The following is a 20,143-nucleotide window of genomic DNA, read 5'->3' as shown; positions in this document are numbered from 1 at the left end:
AACTCAAATTTCAAGGATCGCTGACTTCCTATGTCATCTCTGCACCCAAACTCTGATACAATTCACAATAACTTAAGATTTTGTCTTAAGATTATCTCAAGAAAGACAGTCTAAGAAGAAACTCACCGACCAACACAGTTTAGGAGGAGACTATATATGGCGCTCGTACCCATGCGATTACTGCTCGATCACGCGGCAGAAAATAATTACGGCATCCCTGCATACAACGTCAACAACATGGAGCAAATCATTGCGATCATGCAGGCGGCTGATGAAACCAATAGCCCCGTAATCTTACAAGCTTCTCGCGGCGCTCGCAAGTACGCGGGTGAAAATTTCCTGCGCCACTTAATTTTGGCAGCGATCGAAACCTATCCCCACATTCCCATTGCCATGCACCAAGATCATGGTAACTCTCCGGCTACTTGCTACTCTGCCATGCGTAATGGCTTCACTAGCGTAATGATGGATGGGTCTCTCGAAGCAGATGCAAAGACTCCCGCCAGCTTTGAGTACAATGTTGATGTCACTGGTGAAGTTGTAAAAGTCGCTCATTCCATCGGTGTCAGTGTTGAAGGAGAACTCGGTTGTTTAGGTTCTCTCGAAACTGGAATGGGTGAAGCAGAAGATGGTCATGGTGCCGAAGGAAAGCTTTCCCATGATCAATTATTGACTGATCCTGATGAAGCGGTTGAGTTCGTTGAGAAAACTCAAGTTGACGCTTTAGCCGTTGCAATTGGAACCAGTCACGGCGCTTACAAATTCACTCGCAAACCGACTGGCGAAGTTTTAGCTATCAGCCGCATTGAAGAAATTCACCGCCGCTTACCCAATACTCACTTGGTTATGCACGGTTCTTCTTCTGTTCCTGAAGATCTGATTGCAATTATCAACCAATATGGCGGTAAGATCCCTGAAACTTACGGTGTACCCGTCGAAGAAATCCAAAAAGGAATCAAGAGTGGTGTTCGTAAGGTCAATATCGACACCGACAACCGTTTAGCAATTACGGCTGCTTTCCGTGAAGCTGCAGCTAAAGATCCCGCTAACTTTGACCCTCGCCACTTCCTGAAGCCTTCCATTGCGAAAATGAAAGCAGTGTGTGCTGATCGTTATCAGCAATTCTGGGCGGCTGGAAATGCAAGCAAAATCAAAGTTATTACTCTTGATGACTTCGCTGCTAAATACGCTAAAGGCGAACTCAGTGCTACTTCTAAGTCTGCTGTAGCAGTCTAGAACTTGAATTCGTTAAGTCAGCTTGATCCATTTAGCTGATTCATCATCAAGCCTGGTTTCTCTGCGAAACTGGGCTTTTTATTGACAAGGTTCAACGTCAAACCCCCGATTATTATTCACCTCAACCGAACAGGTATATTCAATGTTTCCGCCATTCCCCACATTTCCTTGAATCAGATTTCCATTTCCCCCTGCACTGGCTTTGGCAATAATATTACCATCAACTTGATTATTCAAAACTTTCACGGCTTTCATCGCGTAGGGACTGTTATTGGTATCGGCGAGAACTAAGATATCTGCGTTGTTACTCAATTGATTATTTTCAATAGTGACATTTTGCATCTCTTGAACTTTATAAAAGCCAATATAAGCATTCCCCTGATTATTGCGAATGATCGCCCCGTTTACCGTTGTACCGCCACAACATTCTTGAATTAAAATTCCCTCGCCATCTACGCTTAAATACCCTGTCTCTCCGACAATATGACGATAAACTTCATAATTATTCCCCTCGACTAAAACATCCCATCCTGACCAATCAATTCCCCGATTTTCAAGGGTTACAGCGCCCGTTGCTTCTCTTGTTCCTGTCGGATATATCCACCACTTTTTATTGGCTTGGTCTTTAATTTGATTATCTTTAATCATTAAACCTTGACCTGAAGCATGAATCGCAACTCTCATTGTATGATACACCCAATTATCTCGAATGACTACTCCAGGGCGAAATAATCCGGGTTCGGTTTGGGGAGTTCCAGCTAATTGAAATCCTTTGCCATCTTTGCCAAAACGGTTAACAACAATACCATAATGATTCCCATAGTGAAAGACTGCTTTTTTGCCATCTGAATAAGTTAAAACTGATTTTTTATCCGAAGTTTTTAGTTTATATCCAGGCTGTTCAAAATTATCAGTAATTTGATCATTAACGCGATTATTAGCAACTAAAATATTCTCAGAAGCCGTCAGTTCAATATTGGCTGCAAACCGATAACTGTATCTTTGCCAAGGTTCTTGAAAGGAAAGATCAGGAACTTGAGGATCGGGTTCGGCGACATTATTACTGCGAACTCCAAACACCACAATATTTTTGTTTTTTTGATTATCAATATCTGCTAAAATAGAAATAGACGCTCGATTAATGTCTAAATTAACTAGCCCAATATTACTATCTTGTAGAGGATTTTCGGTTGAAATTTTTTTGAAAGCGGTTTCGTTAGGTGTTCCATTTCCCGAGAGTTTGGGTTCATATTTAGGAAAGACTAACTTAGAAGCTGGAGAATAATTAGCCGATTTAGCATCTTTGACAGAAGGAGTTTCACCGCGTAGGATTACGCCGTCTTTGAGTTCAATATTATCGGTAAATGTATAAGTTCCAGCCGGAAAGTAAACAACTCCGCCTCCATTGGCTGCGGCTGCATCTCTGGCTTGATTAAATTTATCGATTAAATTAGAACCGGAAAAGGTATTAATATTATAAACACAATCCCATCGAATTTTATTAGTCCAAGGATAAGCTTCTTTTCCATAAAAAGACACAATCACATTATCTATAGGTTCACCCTGGGAAGGATTACAACCGGATGAACGATTAGCCTGAGAAAATAGAGTGGGTTGATTTTGTGTAGATTGATTTTGAGAGGTTGATTCGGAAGATTTAATCGAGGTAGAATAAATAGTAGATTCAGGAGTTTTAACCGTAAAAATTCCAATCAAAGCATAACTAGAAACTGCAAATCCAATCATCGCAACAGTTCCTAGAAAAACTATCCAGAACTTTTTCCATCGGGAGTGAATTGTTCTTCGTTTATTCATGGAGATTGAGGTATTGTAAGTCAGCCTAACTATATTTTAGATTCGGATGAGGTTTTATCACAGCCGTCGTCAAGTCAAAATCTCCCAACTTCCCCATCTCCCTATCTCTGTAGCCATTCCTATGACGCTTTTGTAAGTGTTCCCTCAACGCTGGAAGCATCAGACGAGAAGACGCAGAATCTAGGGAAATCGGGGCTTTTGTCGAATGTGACGGATAACAAACTGTCACACGATAATTTTAGTTCTCCGGAAGTTAATAAAATTTTCTGTAGTTAGGGTTGGGTGTTGGAAGGTAGAACTTTCAGAGTCGGGTTTATCACTTGACTTTGGAAAGTCTAAGAAACGTTTCAACAGGAGAGTGAGTCAGTATCTGACTGATTCTTGTTGGGGGTTGCTGAAAATTTGTCGTTAACAATCACAGAAGGTGATTTAAAAGATGAAAACCAACAACCAATTTTTTATGCGATTTGGCTTCAACATTGTTCAATCTACCATTAATCGATTTAATGACTGTCAAGCTGCAATCGGAGTATGGGAATACTTTACTGTTTTTTGAATCGAGAAAAAATCAGAATTTAATCAATTAATTCTGTAAAAGCCTTCTATCTCGCTACTGAAACTTTATAGGGGTTTTAATTCTCTATGTTCTGAAAAAGTACAGTATTTTTTGACTTGTCTAATCTATTAATCAGATTCAGTTGTTTTTCTGGCTAGAAGAATGACTAAAACACTGTGGCTTGCAAAAACATGAACAATTAATGTAAAAATATCACGAGTGAAAACAAACTTTAATACTCACTCGTTAGGAATTTTTTGATTTTTTAAAGTATTTCTTTTGGGAATACTAACAGTAAATCCTGTGACTTTATTCAAGGAGTCGCAGCTATTTTTGTGTCTAAAAAAGAGAATGTGACAACCGAACAAGTGGCACAATAAGTAGTGGTAGAAACTGCAAATATTAGGTTACAATGAGCGTGTTCTTAAAAAATCAATCGCATTTTTCAGATCTCAAACATTGGATAGATAAAGATCCTTTCTATACGGGAGAAATCGATTGATGGACAAAGTTTTAGTGAGTGAGTGTAACGGTAATTCTCCGACAATACAAGGTTTTATCTTGATCGATTTAACTAAAGATAGCCTTGCCAACAAAAGAAACACTTGAAGCCCGAGCCTCAAGTCACAAATCTTGAAATAGATGCACTGCAATTGACTCAATTGTTTTAAATTGAGTAAACAAAAATTATCCAATCTTCTAAAAACTGACCGAACTTTACACTGTTTTTAATAACTTGTGTAGACTCGCAATGTTTAGAGAGATTTGGTAATCCAAAATCAGGGAAAATTCTACCAATTTTTGAGACCACAACAGAAAATCATTACTCACAGAAATTAAGTAGAGGTTCCACAATGACTGAACAACATCAATTTCATCCTAACGATCCGAGTAAGCAGAAAGAACACATGGCTTTATTGGATTTAGTTCCAGATTCTAAAGCCACTCATGTCGCCGTTAATAATGGTTCATGGTTCGATGCAAACACTTGGAAAAATGGTCAAATTCCTGATAATCAAGCCAACGTCGTGATTACAGATGGAGTTCAAGTCACTTATGATGGAGAAAGTGAAGCCAGTTTACAAACCTTGCGAGTAGATGGTCAGCTTGACTTTGCGACTGATAAAAATACAAAAATGGAGGTTGATACTTTCGTCGTTTCATCAGAAGGTACACTCACCATTGGAACAGAAACAAATCCCATTCAAGCGAATAAAACGGCTCGGATTATCATTGCTGATAATGGTGCTATTGATACGAACTGGGACCCCCAACAATTAAGTCGAGGGATTATTTCTCACGGTAATGTTCAAATTCACGGTCAAGAAAAAGACTCTCACTTGAAACTCGCTCAAGATGCGATGACAGGTGATCAAGAACTGGTTTTAGCAGAGCAACCGCTTAATTGGAAAGTCGGAGATACCCTCGTTTTAACTGGTACAAACTACGTTCGTGATCAATGGAATGGTCAAGAACTGGTTTGGCAAGGAACCCAAGATGAAGAAATTAAAATTGCCGGAATAGAAGGGAATCGGATTATTCTTGATAGTGCCTTAAAATACGACCATGATACACCCCAAGACGATTTAAAAGCTTCCGTTGCTAACTACACCCGCAACGTTGTTATCGAAACGGAAAACGCCGAGTCACTCCCCGCAAATCAACGGGGTCATGTGATGTTCATGCACTCCGATAATGTCGATGTTCGCTATGCGGAATTTCACGAATTGGGTCGTACTGATAAATCTGAACTACTCGATGATTTTGCACTCGATAATAATGGCAGTCGGATTTTAGATGCAAACGGTGAGCCAAAAGATGGCGATCGCACAAATGTTCGGGGTCGTTATGCGGTTCACTTTCACCAGACTGGAGTTGATCAACCCGACAGTCCACCTGCAATCGCAGTCGGTAACGCCGTTTGGGGATCTCCGGGTTGGGGTTACGTTCACCACGATAGCCATGTCGTGCTTGAAGATAACGCTGCTTATAATGTCTTCGGTGCGGCTTTTGTCACGGAAACCGGGAATGAAACGGGTGCTTGGGTTAACAATATTGCCATCAAATCAGAAGGAAAGCTCGGTATTTCCAAAAGTGGCACCCGCAACCATGATATTGCTCGCAATGGTACCGGGTTCTGGTTTCAGGGAAGGTTGGTTGAAAACGAGGATAATATCGCCGCAGGTCAGCGTCATGGCGGGATGACTTATCTACTGCGGGGTGAAGATCAAAAAGATGTTTTGATTGACAATCTCACGCATCCAGAAATTGCTCGTTATCAGTCCAGCCTTGACCCAGACAAACCTGAAATTAATGGCTTCAAAAATGGGGAGGTTTTTGCTTCGGGAATGGGACTGGAAGTGATCAAAGCCAACCCCCGACAACAACATGATGTTCGCAGTGTTTTAGACGGGTTCAAGGCTTGGGAAGTTCATACAGGAACTCATCTAGAATACACCAGTAAATACACTCTCAATGACTTTACCGTTATTGCTACAGAGTCTAAGCCCAGGGAGGGAATTAGCATTGGTAATAATGCTGAAGATATGGTGATTAACAATCCCTATGTTGAAGGTTTTGATACCGGGATAACATTCACCAAACACCGCACTTTTGACAGTAACGCTCCTTTTAATTTTGTGGTAATTAATCCAAAGCTAGTCAATAACGATGAGGATTTTGAAAATTTTGACCCAAAAAAAGATCAACTTCTGACTCAAGCTGACCTCAAACCTGGAACTCTCAAACTTGAACTCTCTCCTCAAGCTGACTTTGTATTTAAGCCGGATGCTGGCGATCGCGAAGCTGTAATTCTGGGGACAAAAACAGATAGTATTGGTGAAATTGAGTATCCTAGTGGAAATGATTTTGCTAAATTCAAGTTTGGATCTCTCAAAAATCGCCTCTTAGAAGGACATTATGAGGATGCTTTGGGTACGAAGTTTATTACGGTTGAAGAACTGATTGCAGATCGAGTCACAGGCGAACTCATAAAACTCAATTTTGTTGTTACTCTAGATGACAGTTGGAATGAGTCTACATTGGGTGGTATTTTAAGAGATTCGCCGTTCTTGGGAGTTTATGAGGGTAATGTTGAACCGGGTTTTGTTGACGATGATTTACAACAGTTTCTGAATTCAACAGTTAGCAATATTGACACGACTTCCGATCCTGATCCTGATTCTCCTCACAGTGATGATGATCATACCCATTCTGATCACGAACACGAGGAAGAAACTGATGATTCTACTGATGATTCTGAAATAACGGATGAAATCACAGATGATTCTGAAATAACGGATGAAATCACAGATAATTCTGATGAAACCACAGATGAAATCACAGATGATTCTACTAATGATTCTGAACCTGATGAAACCACAGATGATTCTACTGATGAGTCTGAAATAACGGATGAAATCACAGATGATTCTGCTGATGATTCTGATGAAATAACGGATGAAATCACAGATGATTCTGCTGATGATTCTGAAACTTCTGAACCCGATAACGGAGTAACAGACAACCTAGATCCGATTCGGGTAGAAGCAGAAGATATGGAACTAGATACTTATCGTTTGGAGTCTAGCAACATCGCATCTAATGGTTCTCTAATTCGTTTACCAGGAAGTTCGCAGAATGACACAGGTAAAGCCGTAACCCGTTTTGAAGGGCCTTCAGGGAACTATGATGTTGTAGTCGGCTATTTTGATGAAAATGATGGTATAGCCCAACTAGAAGTGAAGCTAGATGGCGTATCTTTAGACAGTTGGATGCTCGACCAAAAGTTAGGAAGTAATTACATCAGTGAGAACAACTTTCTCTCGCGCACGGTTGCTGAAGATATATCTATTGAACAGGGAGAAGTTGTTGAAATTACAGGAATAAAACAAGCCGGAGAATTTGCTCGGGTAGATTATCTGGAATTTGTTCCTTCTGATGTTGCAACTGATTCGTTAACAGGTGAAGTTCTTGATGAAGCTACTAACAGTTCTGTGACATCTGATGTCGATGCTTCTGAGGAATTGATTCTCAATCGCAATTCTGATAGTTTGTTAGTGCCAGATTTTGTAGATGGTCAAGACATCATTCAGTTAGCTGAAAATCTGACTTTTGACGAGTTGGAGTTTGTGCAGTCGGGTGACAATACCTTGATTCAAATGGCGCAAACTGATCAACTTTTAGCCACACTTGAAGGGGTATCAGCAAGTTCTTTGAATAGTCAAGATTTTGCCATTGTATAACTCCCAGACCCCTTTGCTTTACATTTGTGAACTTCTCAGTTTGCAAAGTTATGTAAAGTTGTGCGATAATAAAAACGCCCTCCCTGGGGAGAGCGCCGATTAACTAGCTATTCGGATGGAACACTGGCATTAGCCATTGATGGAAGGAGCCACGAGTGCAACCGGCTCAGACTCACCAGAGGCTAAGTCTAATGGGAAATTATGAGCATTGCGCTCGTGCATAACTTCCATACCCAGGTTGGCACGGTTGATCACATCAGCCCAAGTATTGATCACACGACCGCTAGAGTCGAGGACGGACTGGTTGAAGTTGAAACCGTTGAGGTTAAACGCCATAGTGGAAACCCCTAAAGCGGTAAACCAAATGCCAACGACAGGCCATGCACCTAAGAAGAAATGCAGTGCGCGAGAATTGTTAAAGGAAGCATATTGGAAGATAAGCCTCCCAAAGTAACCATGAGCGGCTACGATGTTGTAGGTTTCTTCTTCTTGACCAAATTTATAACCGTAGTTCAAAGACTCAGTTTCGGTTGTTTCGCGAACCAAAGAAGATGTTACCAAACTTCCGTGCATCGCACTAAATAAAGCGCCTCCGAATACCCCTGCAACACCTAACATATGGAAGGGGTGCATGAGGATATTGTGTTCAGCCTGGAAGACAATCATAAAGTTGAAGGTTCCAGAAATTCCCAAAGGCATACCATCAGAGAAGCTACCTTGTCCGATGGGATAAATCAGGAATACTGCGGTTGCAGCAGACAGAGGGGCTGAATAAGCCACACAAATCCAGGGACGCATTCCCAGACGGTAGGATAGCTCCCATTGACGACCCATGTAGCAGCAGATACCGATGAAGAAGTGGAAAATAATCAACTGGTAAGGGCCACCGTTATAGAGCCACTCATCAAGAGATGCAGCTTCCCAAATCGGGTAGAAGTGCAAACCAATCGCATTAGAAGATGGAACAACAGCACCAGAGATGATATTGTTACCGTATAACAAAGAACCCGCCACAGGTTCGCGAATACCGTCAATGTCCACCGGAGGTGCAGCGACAAATGCGATCACGTAGCAAATCGTTGCGGTCAGCAAGGTCGGGATCATCAGAACACCGAACCAACCGATATAGATGCGGTTGTCGGTAGAAGTGATCCAGTTGCAGAACCTTTCCCACGGGTTAGCGCCTTCGCGCTGTTGTAGTGTTGTGGTCATGCTCAAATAATTGCTAAATTTCAGTTTTTCAGGCTTGTTTGGCCTGTTTGATAGCCAATCAGCTACCTTGAACCCGATTTTACCAGACCAGCACAGAGATTGGTGTTTTGTAAAGCATTTTTGATAAAACTTTGTTTTGCTTAACATAAGTCCCGCTTATTAAAAGTATAGCGTTTTAGGTAGGCAAAAGGGAACACCGGAATAGGCAAGAGGCAAGAGGCAAAAGGCAAGAGGCAAGAGGCAAAAGGTAATTCTAAACTCCTGAACTCCTGTCTCCCCATCTCCCCACCTCCCGCGCACGGGTTCGCCACTCCCCTCAACGCGGGGAACCCGCGCACGGGGGTGGACTCACCATCTCCCCATCTCCCGCGCACGGGTTCGCCACTCCCCTCAACGCGGGGAACCCGCGCACGGGGGTGGACTCACCATCTCCCCAACTCTTTCTAACCGGGTGGCCACTGCATCTGACGACCTCCCATAATATGAACATGGAGATGAAAAACGGTTTGACCCCCATCTGGCCCGTTATTAATCACAACTCGAAAACCATTATCAAGTCCGGCTTCTGCGGCAACTTGTTTGGCTTTTAACAACAAATGTCCCATGAGAGCATGGTCTTCTGGCGTCGCATCGGCTAACTTAGGAATAGGCTTCTTTGGAATCAGAATAATATGGATAGGTGCTTGGGGGGCAATATCCTTAAAGGCTAAAACCAACTCATCCTCATAAACAATATCAGCCGAAATTTCACGACGGATGATTTTACTAAATACTGTATCTTGATCAGTCATTGGTTTGATTTCGTCTTACTTCAACTCTTGCATCTAACAGACAACGAAAAGCTCTAATTATTGTAGCTTCAGTTGCCTGATCAATCATACGAGATTAACCCTATTATTATCCATTCAAATCATCATGTTAGCTAGAGTGTGGAGTGCATCTGTTGTCGGAATTGATGCAGTTAAAGTGGGAGTCGAAGTTGACATTTCTGGAGGACTTCCCAAAATCGTAGTTTTAGGCTTACCAGATACTGCTGTACAAGAATCCCGTGAACGAGTCAAAGCAACATTAAAAAACGCCGGATATGCCTTTCCGATGCGGAGTATTGTGATTAATCTAACTCCGGCTGATTTGCGGAAAGAAGGGCCAAGTTTTGATTTACCGATTAGTATTGGAATTTTAGCAGCTTCTGAACAAGTTAATCCCAATTTATTAGGGGATTTTTTGTTTTTAGGTGAAGTTTCATTAGATGGTAGTTTGCGAGCAGTTGCGGGCGTTTTACCGATTGCGGTAGCGGCTTCTCAAATGGGAATTACGGGGTTAGTTGTACCTGAAGATAATGCTCAAGAAGCTGCAATTGTTGATGATATTTCGGTTTATGGGTTTAAAACCATTTTTGATGTTGCTGACTTTTTAGAACGTCCTGATGCCTATAAACCTGTGAAGTTAGACCGATCTAAAGTATTATCTCAAACTCAAGCAATTGGTTTAGATTTAAAAGATGTTAAAGGACAAATTCACGCCCGACGTGCGTTAGAAATTGCGGCAACAGGGGGACATAATCTCATTTTTGTCGGGCCTCCTGGAAGCGGAAAAACAATGCTAGCTCGACGTTTACCGGGGATTTTACCTGCTTTAATCTTTGATGAAGCTTTAGAAGTCACTCGCATTTATTCTGTTGCTGGACTGTTAAAAAATCGGGGTCGTTTAATCTGCGATCGCCCCTTTCGGAGTCCCCATCATTCAGCATCAGGGCCGTCTTTAGTTGGAGGAGGAAGTTTCCCAAAACCGGGTGAAATTTCACTCGCAACCAATGGGATATTATTTCTAGATGAACTCACCGAATTTAAGCGTAATGTTTTAGAGTATTTACGTCAACCTTTAGAAGATGGATTTGTGACAGTGACTCGCACTCGTCAATCGGTTGTTTTTCCTTCTAAATTTACTTTGATTGCGAGTACAAATCCTTGTCCTTGTGGGTATTACGGTGATCCGATTCAAGCTTGTAGTTGTTCGCCACGACAACGAGAACAATATTGGGCAAAACTATCAGGGCCGTTAATGGATCGGATTGATTTACAAGTGGCTGTTAACCGTTTAAAGCCCGAAGAAATTACTCAACAATCAACCGGAGAAGGCTCAGAAATTGTTAGAGAACGAGTCAAAATAGGACGCAATTATGCTCTAGTTCGGTTTCAAGAGGAACCTCAAATTCAGTGTAATGCACAAATGCAAAGTCGCCATATTCAAAAGTGGTGTAAACTCGACGAAACCAGTCGTCAGCTTTTAGAAGCGGCTATTCGGAAATTAGGATTATCAGCAAGGGCCAGCGATCGCATTTTAAAAGTGTCTCGGACGATAGCGGACTTAGCCGGATCAGATGATATTCAAGCCACTCATTTAGCCGAAGCCATTCAATATCGTACTTTGGATCGAATGCAGTAGATTTGAGGTTCAAAAAAGATCAATCAACTGGTGAATTTACGGAGATGCACGAGTAGAACAACACATCCATTCTTTGGAAAGTTCAGTAATTCAACCCTTTTATATTCAGACTGAAGAAATTAAGATAGTGCAAGAAGTCTTCCGTCTATTCCAGTTGCTTGACAACTGAGCCAGAATTATGAAAAGTCAAATTGATACAGTGAACAGACTCATTCCTTCTGCAAGCGACAATTTCTCCGTTACCACCCAAAGCCTTAAATACGGTGCAGTATCAATGCTAGAATCTGGTTCTGGTTTGAGTAACAAAAGTTATCGTCAAGTTAGCCAACATCCACAAGCTGCTGGTTTTGTGTTTGAATATTTGCAAGCTATTGGCCTGAATATTAGTGCGGAAATGAAAGGATCGCGATCGGGTGCTGATCAAATTCCAGACAATGGAATGACAAAATATAGCCCAGATATTTATCTTGAAAAAGTCGGAGAAATCATTTCTAATATTCAAGCCCAAGCCGGTTCAGCACTATATACTGAAAAACCAGTTAAATCTAATCATGTTTCGGGAGAATTTCCGACCGCAGCACGCGGTGAGTCCAGTCCGTTGGGCGGGTTCCCCGACTTGAAGGAACTGGCGAACCCGAAGGGTCATCGGCAAGCCCCATCTTTTCAAGGCGGGGAACCGATGACTCATTCTGAAAATTTGAGGTTATCAAAAGCCACTATTCTGATTAACGTTGATGGGGTTAAAAGCTTTCCAGTTAATCAAGATTTTGCTGAATGGGTGGCTGAAAATCCTTACTTAGCAGCGAATGTGATGAATGAAGTTGCAAAGGTTGGAGAAGTGAGCGGCGCAGGTTTAGAAGGTGCTGCGATTAACGCGATTATTAATATTCTGTTTCGATCTATTAAAAAAATTGGGGCTTATTGTCGAGATGAACAAGAATTTGATCAAGCCGAACTCACTAAAATTCTGGAAGTGACTTTAGCGGGTTTAAAAACAGGTTTTCTGCGAGGTGTAGCCATTAAAGTTATTCAAAAACTGATGGATGGGAGTGCTTTTGCGGCTTTAGGATTTACGGTTGGGATCGAAGTTATTCCGACTTTAATTAAAGTTTTAAAAGATGAAATGACTCTCGAACAAGCGATCACCGCAGTTGGGCCAAGAATGTTGACTTCGGCGGTGATTACAACTGTTGTCATTTTATTTCCAACCTTGGGAACTGCGTTACTGAGTGCTTCAGTGATCAAAGCGATTTGGGAAGAAATCTCTCCAGAATGGAAAATTTATATCTCTAAAATGGGTACTGATATGAATTCTGCGATCGCGAAGGGAAGTACAGTGATTGCTATTTCTGGAATGGGAAATTGGGAGTTGAGAGTGGGGAGTTAGGGGTTGGTTACTAAAGTCCCTTCTCTCTCATCCCGGATTAAACATTAGAACCGTTCACCAACCCCGAAGTGAATTCGTCCTTCGCCTTCATCGTTTACCCCGTAGTCAATCCGAATTGGCCCTAAAGGAGATTGAACTCTCAAACCTGCACCTACACCCAAACCACTACCGGGTTTACCTCGAATTCCGCCAGGGTTTCCAGGAACGGTACTTTGAGTTCCTAAAGCGCTCGCCCCATCAATAAATACGGCTCCTCCAACCAGGAAGTTACTGATTGCAAATACAGGGAAACGATACTCAATAGAGGCTAAAACAAAGCTGCGAGCGGCACCTAAATGACCTTCACGCCAACCTCGAACGGTATTAGAACCCCCCAAAGCAAAGGCTTCATAGGGCGGAAAATCTCCGATCATGGTTCCAGCTTGGAAGTTGAATGCTATAGCCTGAGGGCTATCGGGAACCAATTCTATAAACTTCACAGGAAGATAGTAACTATAAGTCGCCCGCAAGCGATTATAAGAAATGCTCCCTGAACCAATGGGAATCGCTTGTTCGGTACCGAGTCGAAACGCATACCCTGAAGTTGGAAATTGCTGATTATTCCGGCGATCTTTGGCAATTCCAAATTGTACAGTAAACAGATCATCCTCACCGTCATCGCTTTCACTGAGGAGTTTTCCTGCATCATCCCGAGGCGTTATGTCTCCATCTGCATCTCTAATTTCAACGTGCTGATATTGAACGCCCAACGAAGCGACCCAGTTAGGAGTGCTAAAGACATCTTCAGCAAAGGGACGAGTAAATGTAATTCCGCCTCCTGTACGAACCACCCGAGGGCGATCGCCGTTGGGAAGTCGAACATTCTCATCATCGTCGTCTTGTTCAAAAATTACCGAAATGGCTTGACGTCGGAAAACATTAGCGGTGTAGGAGGTGCGGTAAGGATCTCCATCAATCCAAGGATCAGTGAAGCTAATATCGAGTAAGAGAATCCGTTCACCAAGCTGAACTTCTGATCCCAAGCGTTGATTTCGACCGTTAATATTGAGTTCTTGATAACTTACTGTACCAAACAAGCCTGTCGCCGAACTCACCCCACCCCCAAGAACCAGAGAACCTGTACTCCGTTCAACGATATTAACTACCATCACTGCTTTTCGGGGATCTTCATCTCCGGGTTCAAGCTGAAGTCGCACATCTTCAAAAATCCCTAAACCAAAGATACGAGATAAGTCTTGTTGAGCGGTTCTTTGGTTGAAAACATCTCCCGGTTCTAACTCAATTTCACGAGTAATAATGTAGTCTTGAGTTTTACCTTCGATGGGGTTTCCTTCTTCGTCTGTTAGTTCTCCTTCACTGCTTAAGAACTGAACCCGAATCTTTTCAATTTCTCCTTCAGCAACAACCAGTGTTAAGGTTCCATCTGGGCTGACTTCGGGTGCTTCGATCACCTGAGCTAATACATAACCATTCTCTTGATACCAGCTATTAATTTCTTGAATTGCTTCTTCAATCTGATTGAGGTTAATTACTTCGTTAAACTGACCTGAGAAGCTTTCTTCTACTACTTCTGGTGGGAGTACACTATCGCCTTCGATTATAACTGCTTCTAATGGTGGGTTGGGTTCGACTTCAAAGGTAATTCGTACACCTAATGGTGTATCTTGTGGAAGCGCCCGAACGTTTCTGAACAAGCCTAACGCAAAAATCGCGTTAATATCTTGTTGGAGTTGTGAACGAGTTGTGGTTCTTCCGGGTAAGGTTGAAATCGCATTATAAACTCTTTCAATTAAAGCTTCATTATCGGTTCCCTCAATCACAACTTCTGCGACTAATACTTGAGGTTCGGGTTGGGCGTTTTGAGAGGGTCTTGGTGTCGGACTGGGTGGGGGTGGAACAGGAATTTGAGGTTGGGGAACAGGGGGAGGGGGTGAGGGTATGTTGTTGTTTTCGGGTTCAATTTCGGGTTCGACTTCTCCTTCTGGGGAAGCTTGAGCGAGTTCAAAGGGTTGTTGTTGTAATGGTTCTCCAAGTTGAATAGATTGACTTTGATTTACATTTGTACTATCTCCAATTTCTGATGAGAATAAGATCGGTTCAGCTTGATCTTCTTCGATTTTGTATAAAGTAATTTCTCGGTTGATTTCTAGCTCTGATTTTGATTTATTTAACCCGAATTGTTCCGTAGATTCAGCCCACTCCGGTTTAACTTCTTCTAACTTATTTAGCGCGATTTCATCAGAAACTTCCTCGGATTTTGACTTAGATAAAGCCAATTCTTGAGACGGTTCAATTACTTCCGGTTTAACTTCTTCTAACTTATTCAGCGCGATTTCATCAGAAACTTCCTCGGATTTTGACTTAGATAAAGCCAATTCTTGAGACGGTTCAATTATCTCTGGTTTAACTTCTTCTAACTTATTCAGCGCGATTTCATCAGAAACTTCCTCGGATTTTGACTTAGATAAAGCCAATTCTTGAGACGGTTCAATTACTTCCGGTTTAACTTCTTCTAACTTATTCAGCGCGATTTCATCAGAAACTTCCTCAGATTTTGACTTAGATAAAGCCAATTCTTGAGACGGTTCAATTATCTCTGGTTTAACTTCTTCTAACTTATTCAGCGCGATTTCATCAGGAATTTCCTCGGATTTTGACTTAGATAAAGCCAATTCTTGAGACGGTTCAATTATCTCTGGTTTAACTTCTTCTAACTTATTCAGCGCGATTTCGTCAGAAACTTCCTCAGACTTCGACTTATAAAAAGCCAACTCTGAAGAACTTCCTAAAGGTATAAAAGCAGAATCCGATGGAACCCAATTAAAATCTTTTTGATCTAAAGAAAACTGTTTTATCTCTAATAGATTAGACTCATTAAAAGAAACCGGAAAAAGAAACAGAGAACTTTGCTTAATTTTATTAAAGACAATATTTTCAGAAACCTCTTGGCTAACAAAGAGAGATTTAGGTTGAGTCACCTCGGCTTTGTTTAAAGCAATCTCTAGAGAAGTTTGTAGCGTAGGATTGATAGAACTAAAAAACCTATTCTCACAAAAAGTTATTTCCCCTTCAGTTTCACCTAAATCTAAAACTGGAGAAAAGTTAGCCTGAGTTGTAGACTGCGGTAACAGCCAATCTAAATGTAAATCATATGATGTATTTAGTGGGTCTTGAGAATTGACAAAACAAGCTGGAGACGTTTGACCACTTGCAGAATTAGATAGTCCCATAGTTGCAGTCAGCCCAAAAACTGCAACGAAAAGAGGAGATAAGCCCATGTTGTTCACACTTTTGGACATCCACACACCGAAAAATCACTCATCAGTCATCAGTCATTGGCCAAGAGCAGGGATATTGACGAATCTCCACTCTGTTGACGCCCGACATCTGACAAACTGTGAAATTTTACCATTATGTGGGTACCCTAAAATTGGGAATTCACAAACAATTCGCTCTAACCCTTGATAGAACAGTCGGTTCAGCGAATGAGTGTTACCCGGAAATTAGCCAAAACTCTCGCTGTTTTCAGGCTTTTTGGGTGATCGAGGTGAAATCTATCCGACTCCTGACGGTTTGAGGACGCTGCCAGGACATGAGTTGACTCATCTCCTCCTATTGCTATTCATATCCCATCTATCCTCAGTCTGGCTGTTACTCACGAACAGTTTGTTGAGTTCGCTTTGTTGAGTTCGCGATCGCTAACCGGAAGTGATACAGTAAACCAGAACTCTGGCATTTTGGGACTGTTTTGGTTTTGGAAGCGTCAAACTCAACTCGGCGTACTGTTCGACTCCTCTACAGGTTTTCATCTTCCTAACCGTAAATCTTATCTATAAAATAGAGCTTTAAAGTAATAAAAATTTCCGCCCAGTCAAGATGACAATATTTCTGACAGAAGCCACAGATCTTGCTAGAATTCGCTTGTCTTCACAGATCAACTCAAATCAGCGTAGCAAATTTGGTCAATTTTTTACTCCTGCTCCCATTGCTCATTTTATTGCACAGCAATTTAATAATCTATCTGGTCATATTAAACTTTTAGATCCAGGTGCAGGAATAGGAACATTAACTGCTGCTTTTGTAGAGAGACTATTATCTAATAAACACAAGATAGAAAGTTGCTTGATTACAGCCTATGAAGTCGAAGATCAATTTTTATATCCTTTAAAGGAATCTCTTGAAAACTGCTGTATTGCATTAAATCAAAATGGAATAAAAGCGGATTACTATTTGTATAATAAAAGTTTTTTAGAAGCCAATCTCGAAATTAACTTACCTCTGTTTGCTGAATCTCATCGCCAATTTACTCATATTATTGCAAATCCACCTTATAAAAAAATTAATAATCAATCTGTTGAAAAAAAGTTACTTACAAAATTAGGGATTGAAACTGTCAATTTATACAGTGCTTTTATCTGGCTTGCTATGTTACAGCTTTTGGAAAATGGAGAGATCACAGCAATTACACCTCGAAGCTTCTGCAATGGTACTTATTTTCGTCCCTTCCGCAAAGCACTTTTAGAAAAAATAAAGTTAAACAAAATTCATATTTTTGAAAGTCGTAAACAGGCTTTTGCTGACGATAGTGTTTTACAAGAAAATATTATATTTCATGGTATTAACAAAAAAAATAGTGTTGATATTATTCAAATTAGTGGTCAGACTGTCAATGAATTTGATGAGTATTTAGAAATTAGATCTGTACCTTATAATCAAGTTGTCGATACAAATAATTCCGATAATTTTATCCATATTGTAACGAACTCTCTAGAGGATTCCTTGAAAATCCAAATGGAGAAGTTACCTTGCACATTAGAAGATTTAGGGTTAGAAATCTCAACAGGCCCAGTTGTAGACTTTCGGCTAAAATCCGAATTGAGAAGTTCCTTAAATCAGCAAAATGTTCCATTAATTTATCCCGAATCTATCAAATTAGGAAAAGTCTCTTTTCCACCCGTTAAACCCCGAAAATCAATTGCAATTTTACACAATAATGAAACTTCAAAGTGGTTAACTCAATCGGGTTGGTATGTTTTAACAAAACGTTTTTCTAGCAAGGAAGAGAAGCGTCGTGTTGTTGCTGCGGTATGTACTCCTATAAATGCACCCGTTTTTGGAATTGAGAATCATCTAAACTATTATCATGCCAAAGGGAAAGGGATGAATGCAAATCTAGCACGAGGTTTAGCAGCATTCCTAAATTCTAGCTTATTTGATCGCTACTTTCGTCAATTTAGTGGACATACACAAGTCAATGCTACAGATTTACGCAGAATTAGATATCCTTGTAAAGATGATCTGATCAAACTTGGGTGTAAAGTTGGTGATTTAATTTTCAATCAGGATAAACTTGACACACTTATTCACGAAAACTTACCCATTATGAATGAAGCTGTCAACGCAATTCAAGCCAGTAAAAGAATTGAAGAAGCTTTAGCGATTCTTAAAGAAATTGCAGCACCAAAAGAACAGCAAAATGAACGTTCAGCATTATGTTTACTTGCGCTCGCAGATATTAAACCTCAAACTCCTTGGAATCAAGCAACTGCTCCAAGACGTCGAATAACTGAAATGATGAATTGGTTTCAGGAATATTACGGTAAACAATATGCTCCGAATACCCGTGAGACAGTTAGACGACAAACGATTCACCAGTTTATTCAAATGGGGTTAGTTGTTGAAAATCCCGATCAACCAGATCGACCGATTAATAGCCCAAAATGGTGTTATCAATTGCAGCAACAAGCTCTGCTACTTTTGCAAGCTTATAGCTCTCAACAGTGGGAAGAAGCTCGTCAAAACTATACCGTTTCAGTGGCTAATTTATTACAAGATAAAAGCCGGAATTTACCTCAGATTCCTGTGACTTTACCGGATGGTCGTTCTATTCAGCTTTCATCCGGTGGACAAAACAACTTGATTAAAGATATTTTGGAAAGTTTCTGTCCTCGATTTACTCCAGGAGGTATTATTCTTTATGTTGGTGATGCTAGTGACAAGTTTATTATCAATGAACTTCAAAAACTCCAAGAATTAGGAATTGAGCTAAATCGTCGGGGTAAAATGCCTGATCTTGTGGTTCATTATACCCGTCAAGATTGGTTGGTGTTGATTGAGGCTGTCACCAGTCAAGGTCCAGTTAATTTAAAACGACGCAACGAATTAAAACAGTTATTTCAGTCAAGTAATAAAGGATTAGTATTTGTAACAGCCTTTCCGAGTCGTAAAGAAATGACTCGTTATCTGGCGGAGATTTCTTGGGAAACAGAAGTCTGGATAGCCGATCAACCCGATCACATGATTCATTTCAATGGTGAGAGATTTCTTGGCCCCTATGAAGATCTAGAAACCTGTTCTTAAAGTTCTACAGAATCAACATTTACAAATTTTAAATTTTTCTGTGTTTCAAAATCTATTATAATAAGTAAGCTAAAATAATAAATGAGCAACTGTGGCGGACGACAAGCTATATCTCAATAAATTTCTTAATCCTCTGAATATCTGTAAACGATATCAACCCAAATTGGGTCAAGGGAATAAACAGCAAGGATTAAATCTAACCCAGTTTCTATCACTTTATGGAGCCGATCCCTTTTACTCATGGATTGGTCTTGACTCCGATTTAATGTATGCGGCTCACAAAGCTGCGGGTGGTATGACTTCAATTTATCGTCAGATTGGTAGAGGATGTGAAAACTTATTTAGGCAAATATTAATAGACTCTACAGGTTATGAAGATGTAAAATATTCTACCTGGTCTTATACAACCAAAACCAAAGCAAATAAAGATAAAGTGTTAACATTAGATGGTCGATTAGAACTTGCAGTCATTCAAAATTCAGATATTAAAGCAAAAGTTACTCAATGGATAGTCGATTATAGTCGTTTTCTAAATGTTCCTGTTCCAGCAAATGGAGCAGTCTTTGAGGTTCGCCAGGGATACAAAAGCAAAGATAGCAAGAGACAAAATGCGGATATAGATAATGTTGCTGTTGCTTGGGCTAATGGGTATTTACCTGTTTTTGCAATATTCTCTTCTCAAATTGATGCAGATTTAGTATTGCGTTATCGAAATAGCCGGGGCGGAGTAATTATGGGGAATGTCTCCGGTAGTAGTACGACCTCTCTTTTCGTTTTTTGTAAAGAGGTTTTAGATTATGATTTGGTAGACTTCTTTCAGAGAAACTCTGAATTAATAAAGAAAGAAATGTTGACTACACTAGAAATATTATTGAGTGCAAAGTAAAT

11 protein-coding genes are annotated in these 20,143 nt (G+C 40.7%); 7 read left to right on the top strand and 4 right to left on the bottom strand.

Features of this window, described 5'->3' with window-relative positions; genetic code table 11:
- Window positions 1-156: 156 nt before the first annotated feature.
- Window positions 157-1,236, top strand: a complete 1,080-nt coding sequence (gene fba, locus L8106_RS00565; RefSeq protein ID WP_009782197.1) for a class II fructose-bisphosphate aldolase — start codon at window positions 157-159, stop codon at window positions 1,234-1,236.
- A gap of 78 nt (window positions 1,237-1,314) precedes the next feature.
- On the opposite strand, the gene L8106_RS00560 is transcribed toward fba, so the two are convergent.
- Window positions 1,315-3,051 (bottom strand): glycosyl hydrolase family 28-related protein, encoded by a 1,737-nt coding sequence (locus tag L8106_RS00560; protein ID WP_050779050.1) that lies wholly within the window; start codon window positions 3,049-3,051, stop codon window positions 1,315-1,317.
- Window positions 3,052-4,461: 1,410 nt separating this feature from the next.
- On the opposite strand from L8106_RS00560, the gene L8106_RS29195 reads away from it, so the two are divergent.
- Window positions 4,462-7,851 (top strand): G8 domain-containing protein, encoded by a 3,390-nt coding sequence (locus tag L8106_RS29195; protein ID WP_009782194.1) that lies wholly within the window; start codon window positions 4,462-4,464, stop codon window positions 7,849-7,851.
- Window positions 7,852-7,980: 129 nt separating this feature from the next.
- Here the strand turns inward: L8106_RS29195 and psbA are convergent, their stop codons facing one another.
- Both psbA and L8106_RS00545 read right to left on the bottom strand, forming a co-directional pair.
- The gene (psbA, locus tag L8106_RS00550) at window positions 7,981-9,063 is read right to left on the bottom strand and encodes a photosystem II q(b) protein (protein WP_009782193.1); all 1,083 of its coding nucleotides are present in this window, start codon (window positions 9,061-9,063) and stop codon (window positions 7,981-7,983) included.
- 443 nt (window positions 9,064-9,506) lie between these two features.
- Complete coding sequence (locus L8106_RS00545) at window positions 9,507-9,854, bottom strand: histidine triad nucleotide-binding protein (protein ID WP_009782192.1); 348 nt, start codon at window positions 9,852-9,854, stop codon at window positions 9,507-9,509.
- A gap of 124 nt (window positions 9,855-9,978) precedes the next feature.
- On the opposite strand from L8106_RS00545, the gene L8106_RS00540 reads away from it, so the two are divergent.
- Window positions 9,979-11,508, top strand: a complete 1,530-nt coding sequence (locus L8106_RS00540; protein WP_009782191.1) for a YifB family Mg chelatase-like AAA ATPase — start codon at window positions 9,979-9,981, stop codon at window positions 11,506-11,508.
- A gap of 178 nt (window positions 11,509-11,686) precedes the next feature.
- Window positions 11,687-12,895, top strand: a complete 1,209-nt coding sequence (locus tag L8106_RS29190; protein ID WP_156803547.1) for a hypothetical protein — start codon at window positions 11,687-11,689, stop codon at window positions 12,893-12,895.
- Window positions 12,896-12,939: 44 nt separating this feature from the next.
- Here the strand turns inward: L8106_RS29190 and L8106_RS31195 are convergent, their stop codons facing one another.
- Window positions 12,940-16,173: a cell surface protein gene (locus L8106_RS31195; RefSeq protein WP_009782189.1), complete on the bottom strand. Its 3,234-nt coding sequence runs from the start codon at window positions 16,171-16,173 to the stop codon at window positions 12,940-12,942.
- A gap of 405 nt (window positions 16,174-16,578) precedes the next feature.
- On the opposite strand from L8106_RS31195, the gene L8106_RS31870 reads away from it, so the two are divergent.
- The 3 genes from L8106_RS31870 to L8106_RS00520 all read left to right on the top strand — a co-directional run bounded on the left by L8106_RS31870 (window position 16,579) and on the right by L8106_RS00520 (window position 20,141).
- Window positions 16,579-16,731: a hypothetical protein gene (locus L8106_RS31870; protein ID WP_156803546.1), complete on the top strand. Its 153-nt coding sequence runs from the start codon at window positions 16,579-16,581 to the stop codon at window positions 16,729-16,731.
- Between the two features lie 40 nt (window positions 16,732-16,771).
- On the top strand, window positions 16,772-19,255 hold the full coding sequence (locus L8106_RS00525; RefSeq protein ID WP_009782188.1) for a BsuBI/PstI family type II restriction endonuclease: 2,484 nt from the start codon (window positions 16,772-16,774) through the stop codon (window positions 19,253-19,255).
- A 163-nt stretch (window positions 19,256-19,418) separates the two neighbouring features.
- Window positions 19,419-20,141, top strand: a complete 723-nt coding sequence (locus L8106_RS00520; protein ID WP_232228407.1) for a hypothetical protein — start codon at window positions 19,419-19,421, stop codon at window positions 20,139-20,141.
- Window positions 20,142-20,143 lie beyond the last annotated feature (2 nt).

Source organism: Lyngbya sp. PCC 8106, assembly GCF_000169095.1.
Classification (GTDB): Bacteria; Cyanobacteriota; Cyanobacteriia; order Cyanobacteriales; family Microcoleaceae; genus Capilliphycus.
This window is presented reverse-complemented; position numbering and strand designations above follow the sequence as displayed.

What these genes read in the sequence shown, in the direction of transcription:
- L8106_RS29195 (WP_009782194.1), top strand. Translation starts at nt 4,462, where the DNA reads ATGACTGAACAACATCAATTTCATCCTAACGATCCGAGTAAGCAGAAA.
- L8106_RS00560 (WP_050779050.1), bottom strand. Translation starts at nt 3,051, where the DNA reads ATGAATAAACGAAGAACAATTCACTCCCGATGGAAAAAGTTCTGGATA.
- L8106_RS31195 (WP_009782189.1), bottom strand. Translation starts at nt 16,173, where the DNA reads ATGGGCTTATCTCCTCTTTTCGTTGCAGTTTTTGGGCTGACTGCAACT.
- fba (WP_009782197.1), top strand. Translation starts at nt 157, where the DNA reads ATGGCGCTCGTACCCATGCGATTACTGCTCGATCACGCGGCAGAAAAT.
- L8106_RS00540 (WP_009782191.1), top strand. Translation starts at nt 9,979, where the DNA reads ATGTTAGCTAGAGTGTGGAGTGCATCTGTTGTCGGAATTGATGCAGTT.
- L8106_RS00525 (WP_009782188.1), top strand. Translation starts at nt 16,772, where the DNA reads ATGACAATATTTCTGACAGAAGCCACAGATCTTGCTAGAATTCGCTTG.
- L8106_RS29190 (WP_156803547.1), top strand. Translation starts at nt 11,687, where the DNA reads ATGAAAAGTCAAATTGATACAGTGAACAGACTCATTCCTTCTGCAAGC.
- psbA (WP_009782193.1), bottom strand. Translation starts at nt 9,063, where the DNA reads ATGACCACAACACTACAACAGCGCGAAGGCGCTAACCCGTGGGAAAGG.
- L8106_RS00545 (WP_009782192.1), bottom strand. Translation starts at nt 9,854, where the DNA reads ATGACTGATCAAGATACAGTATTTAGTAAAATCATCCGTCGTGAAATT.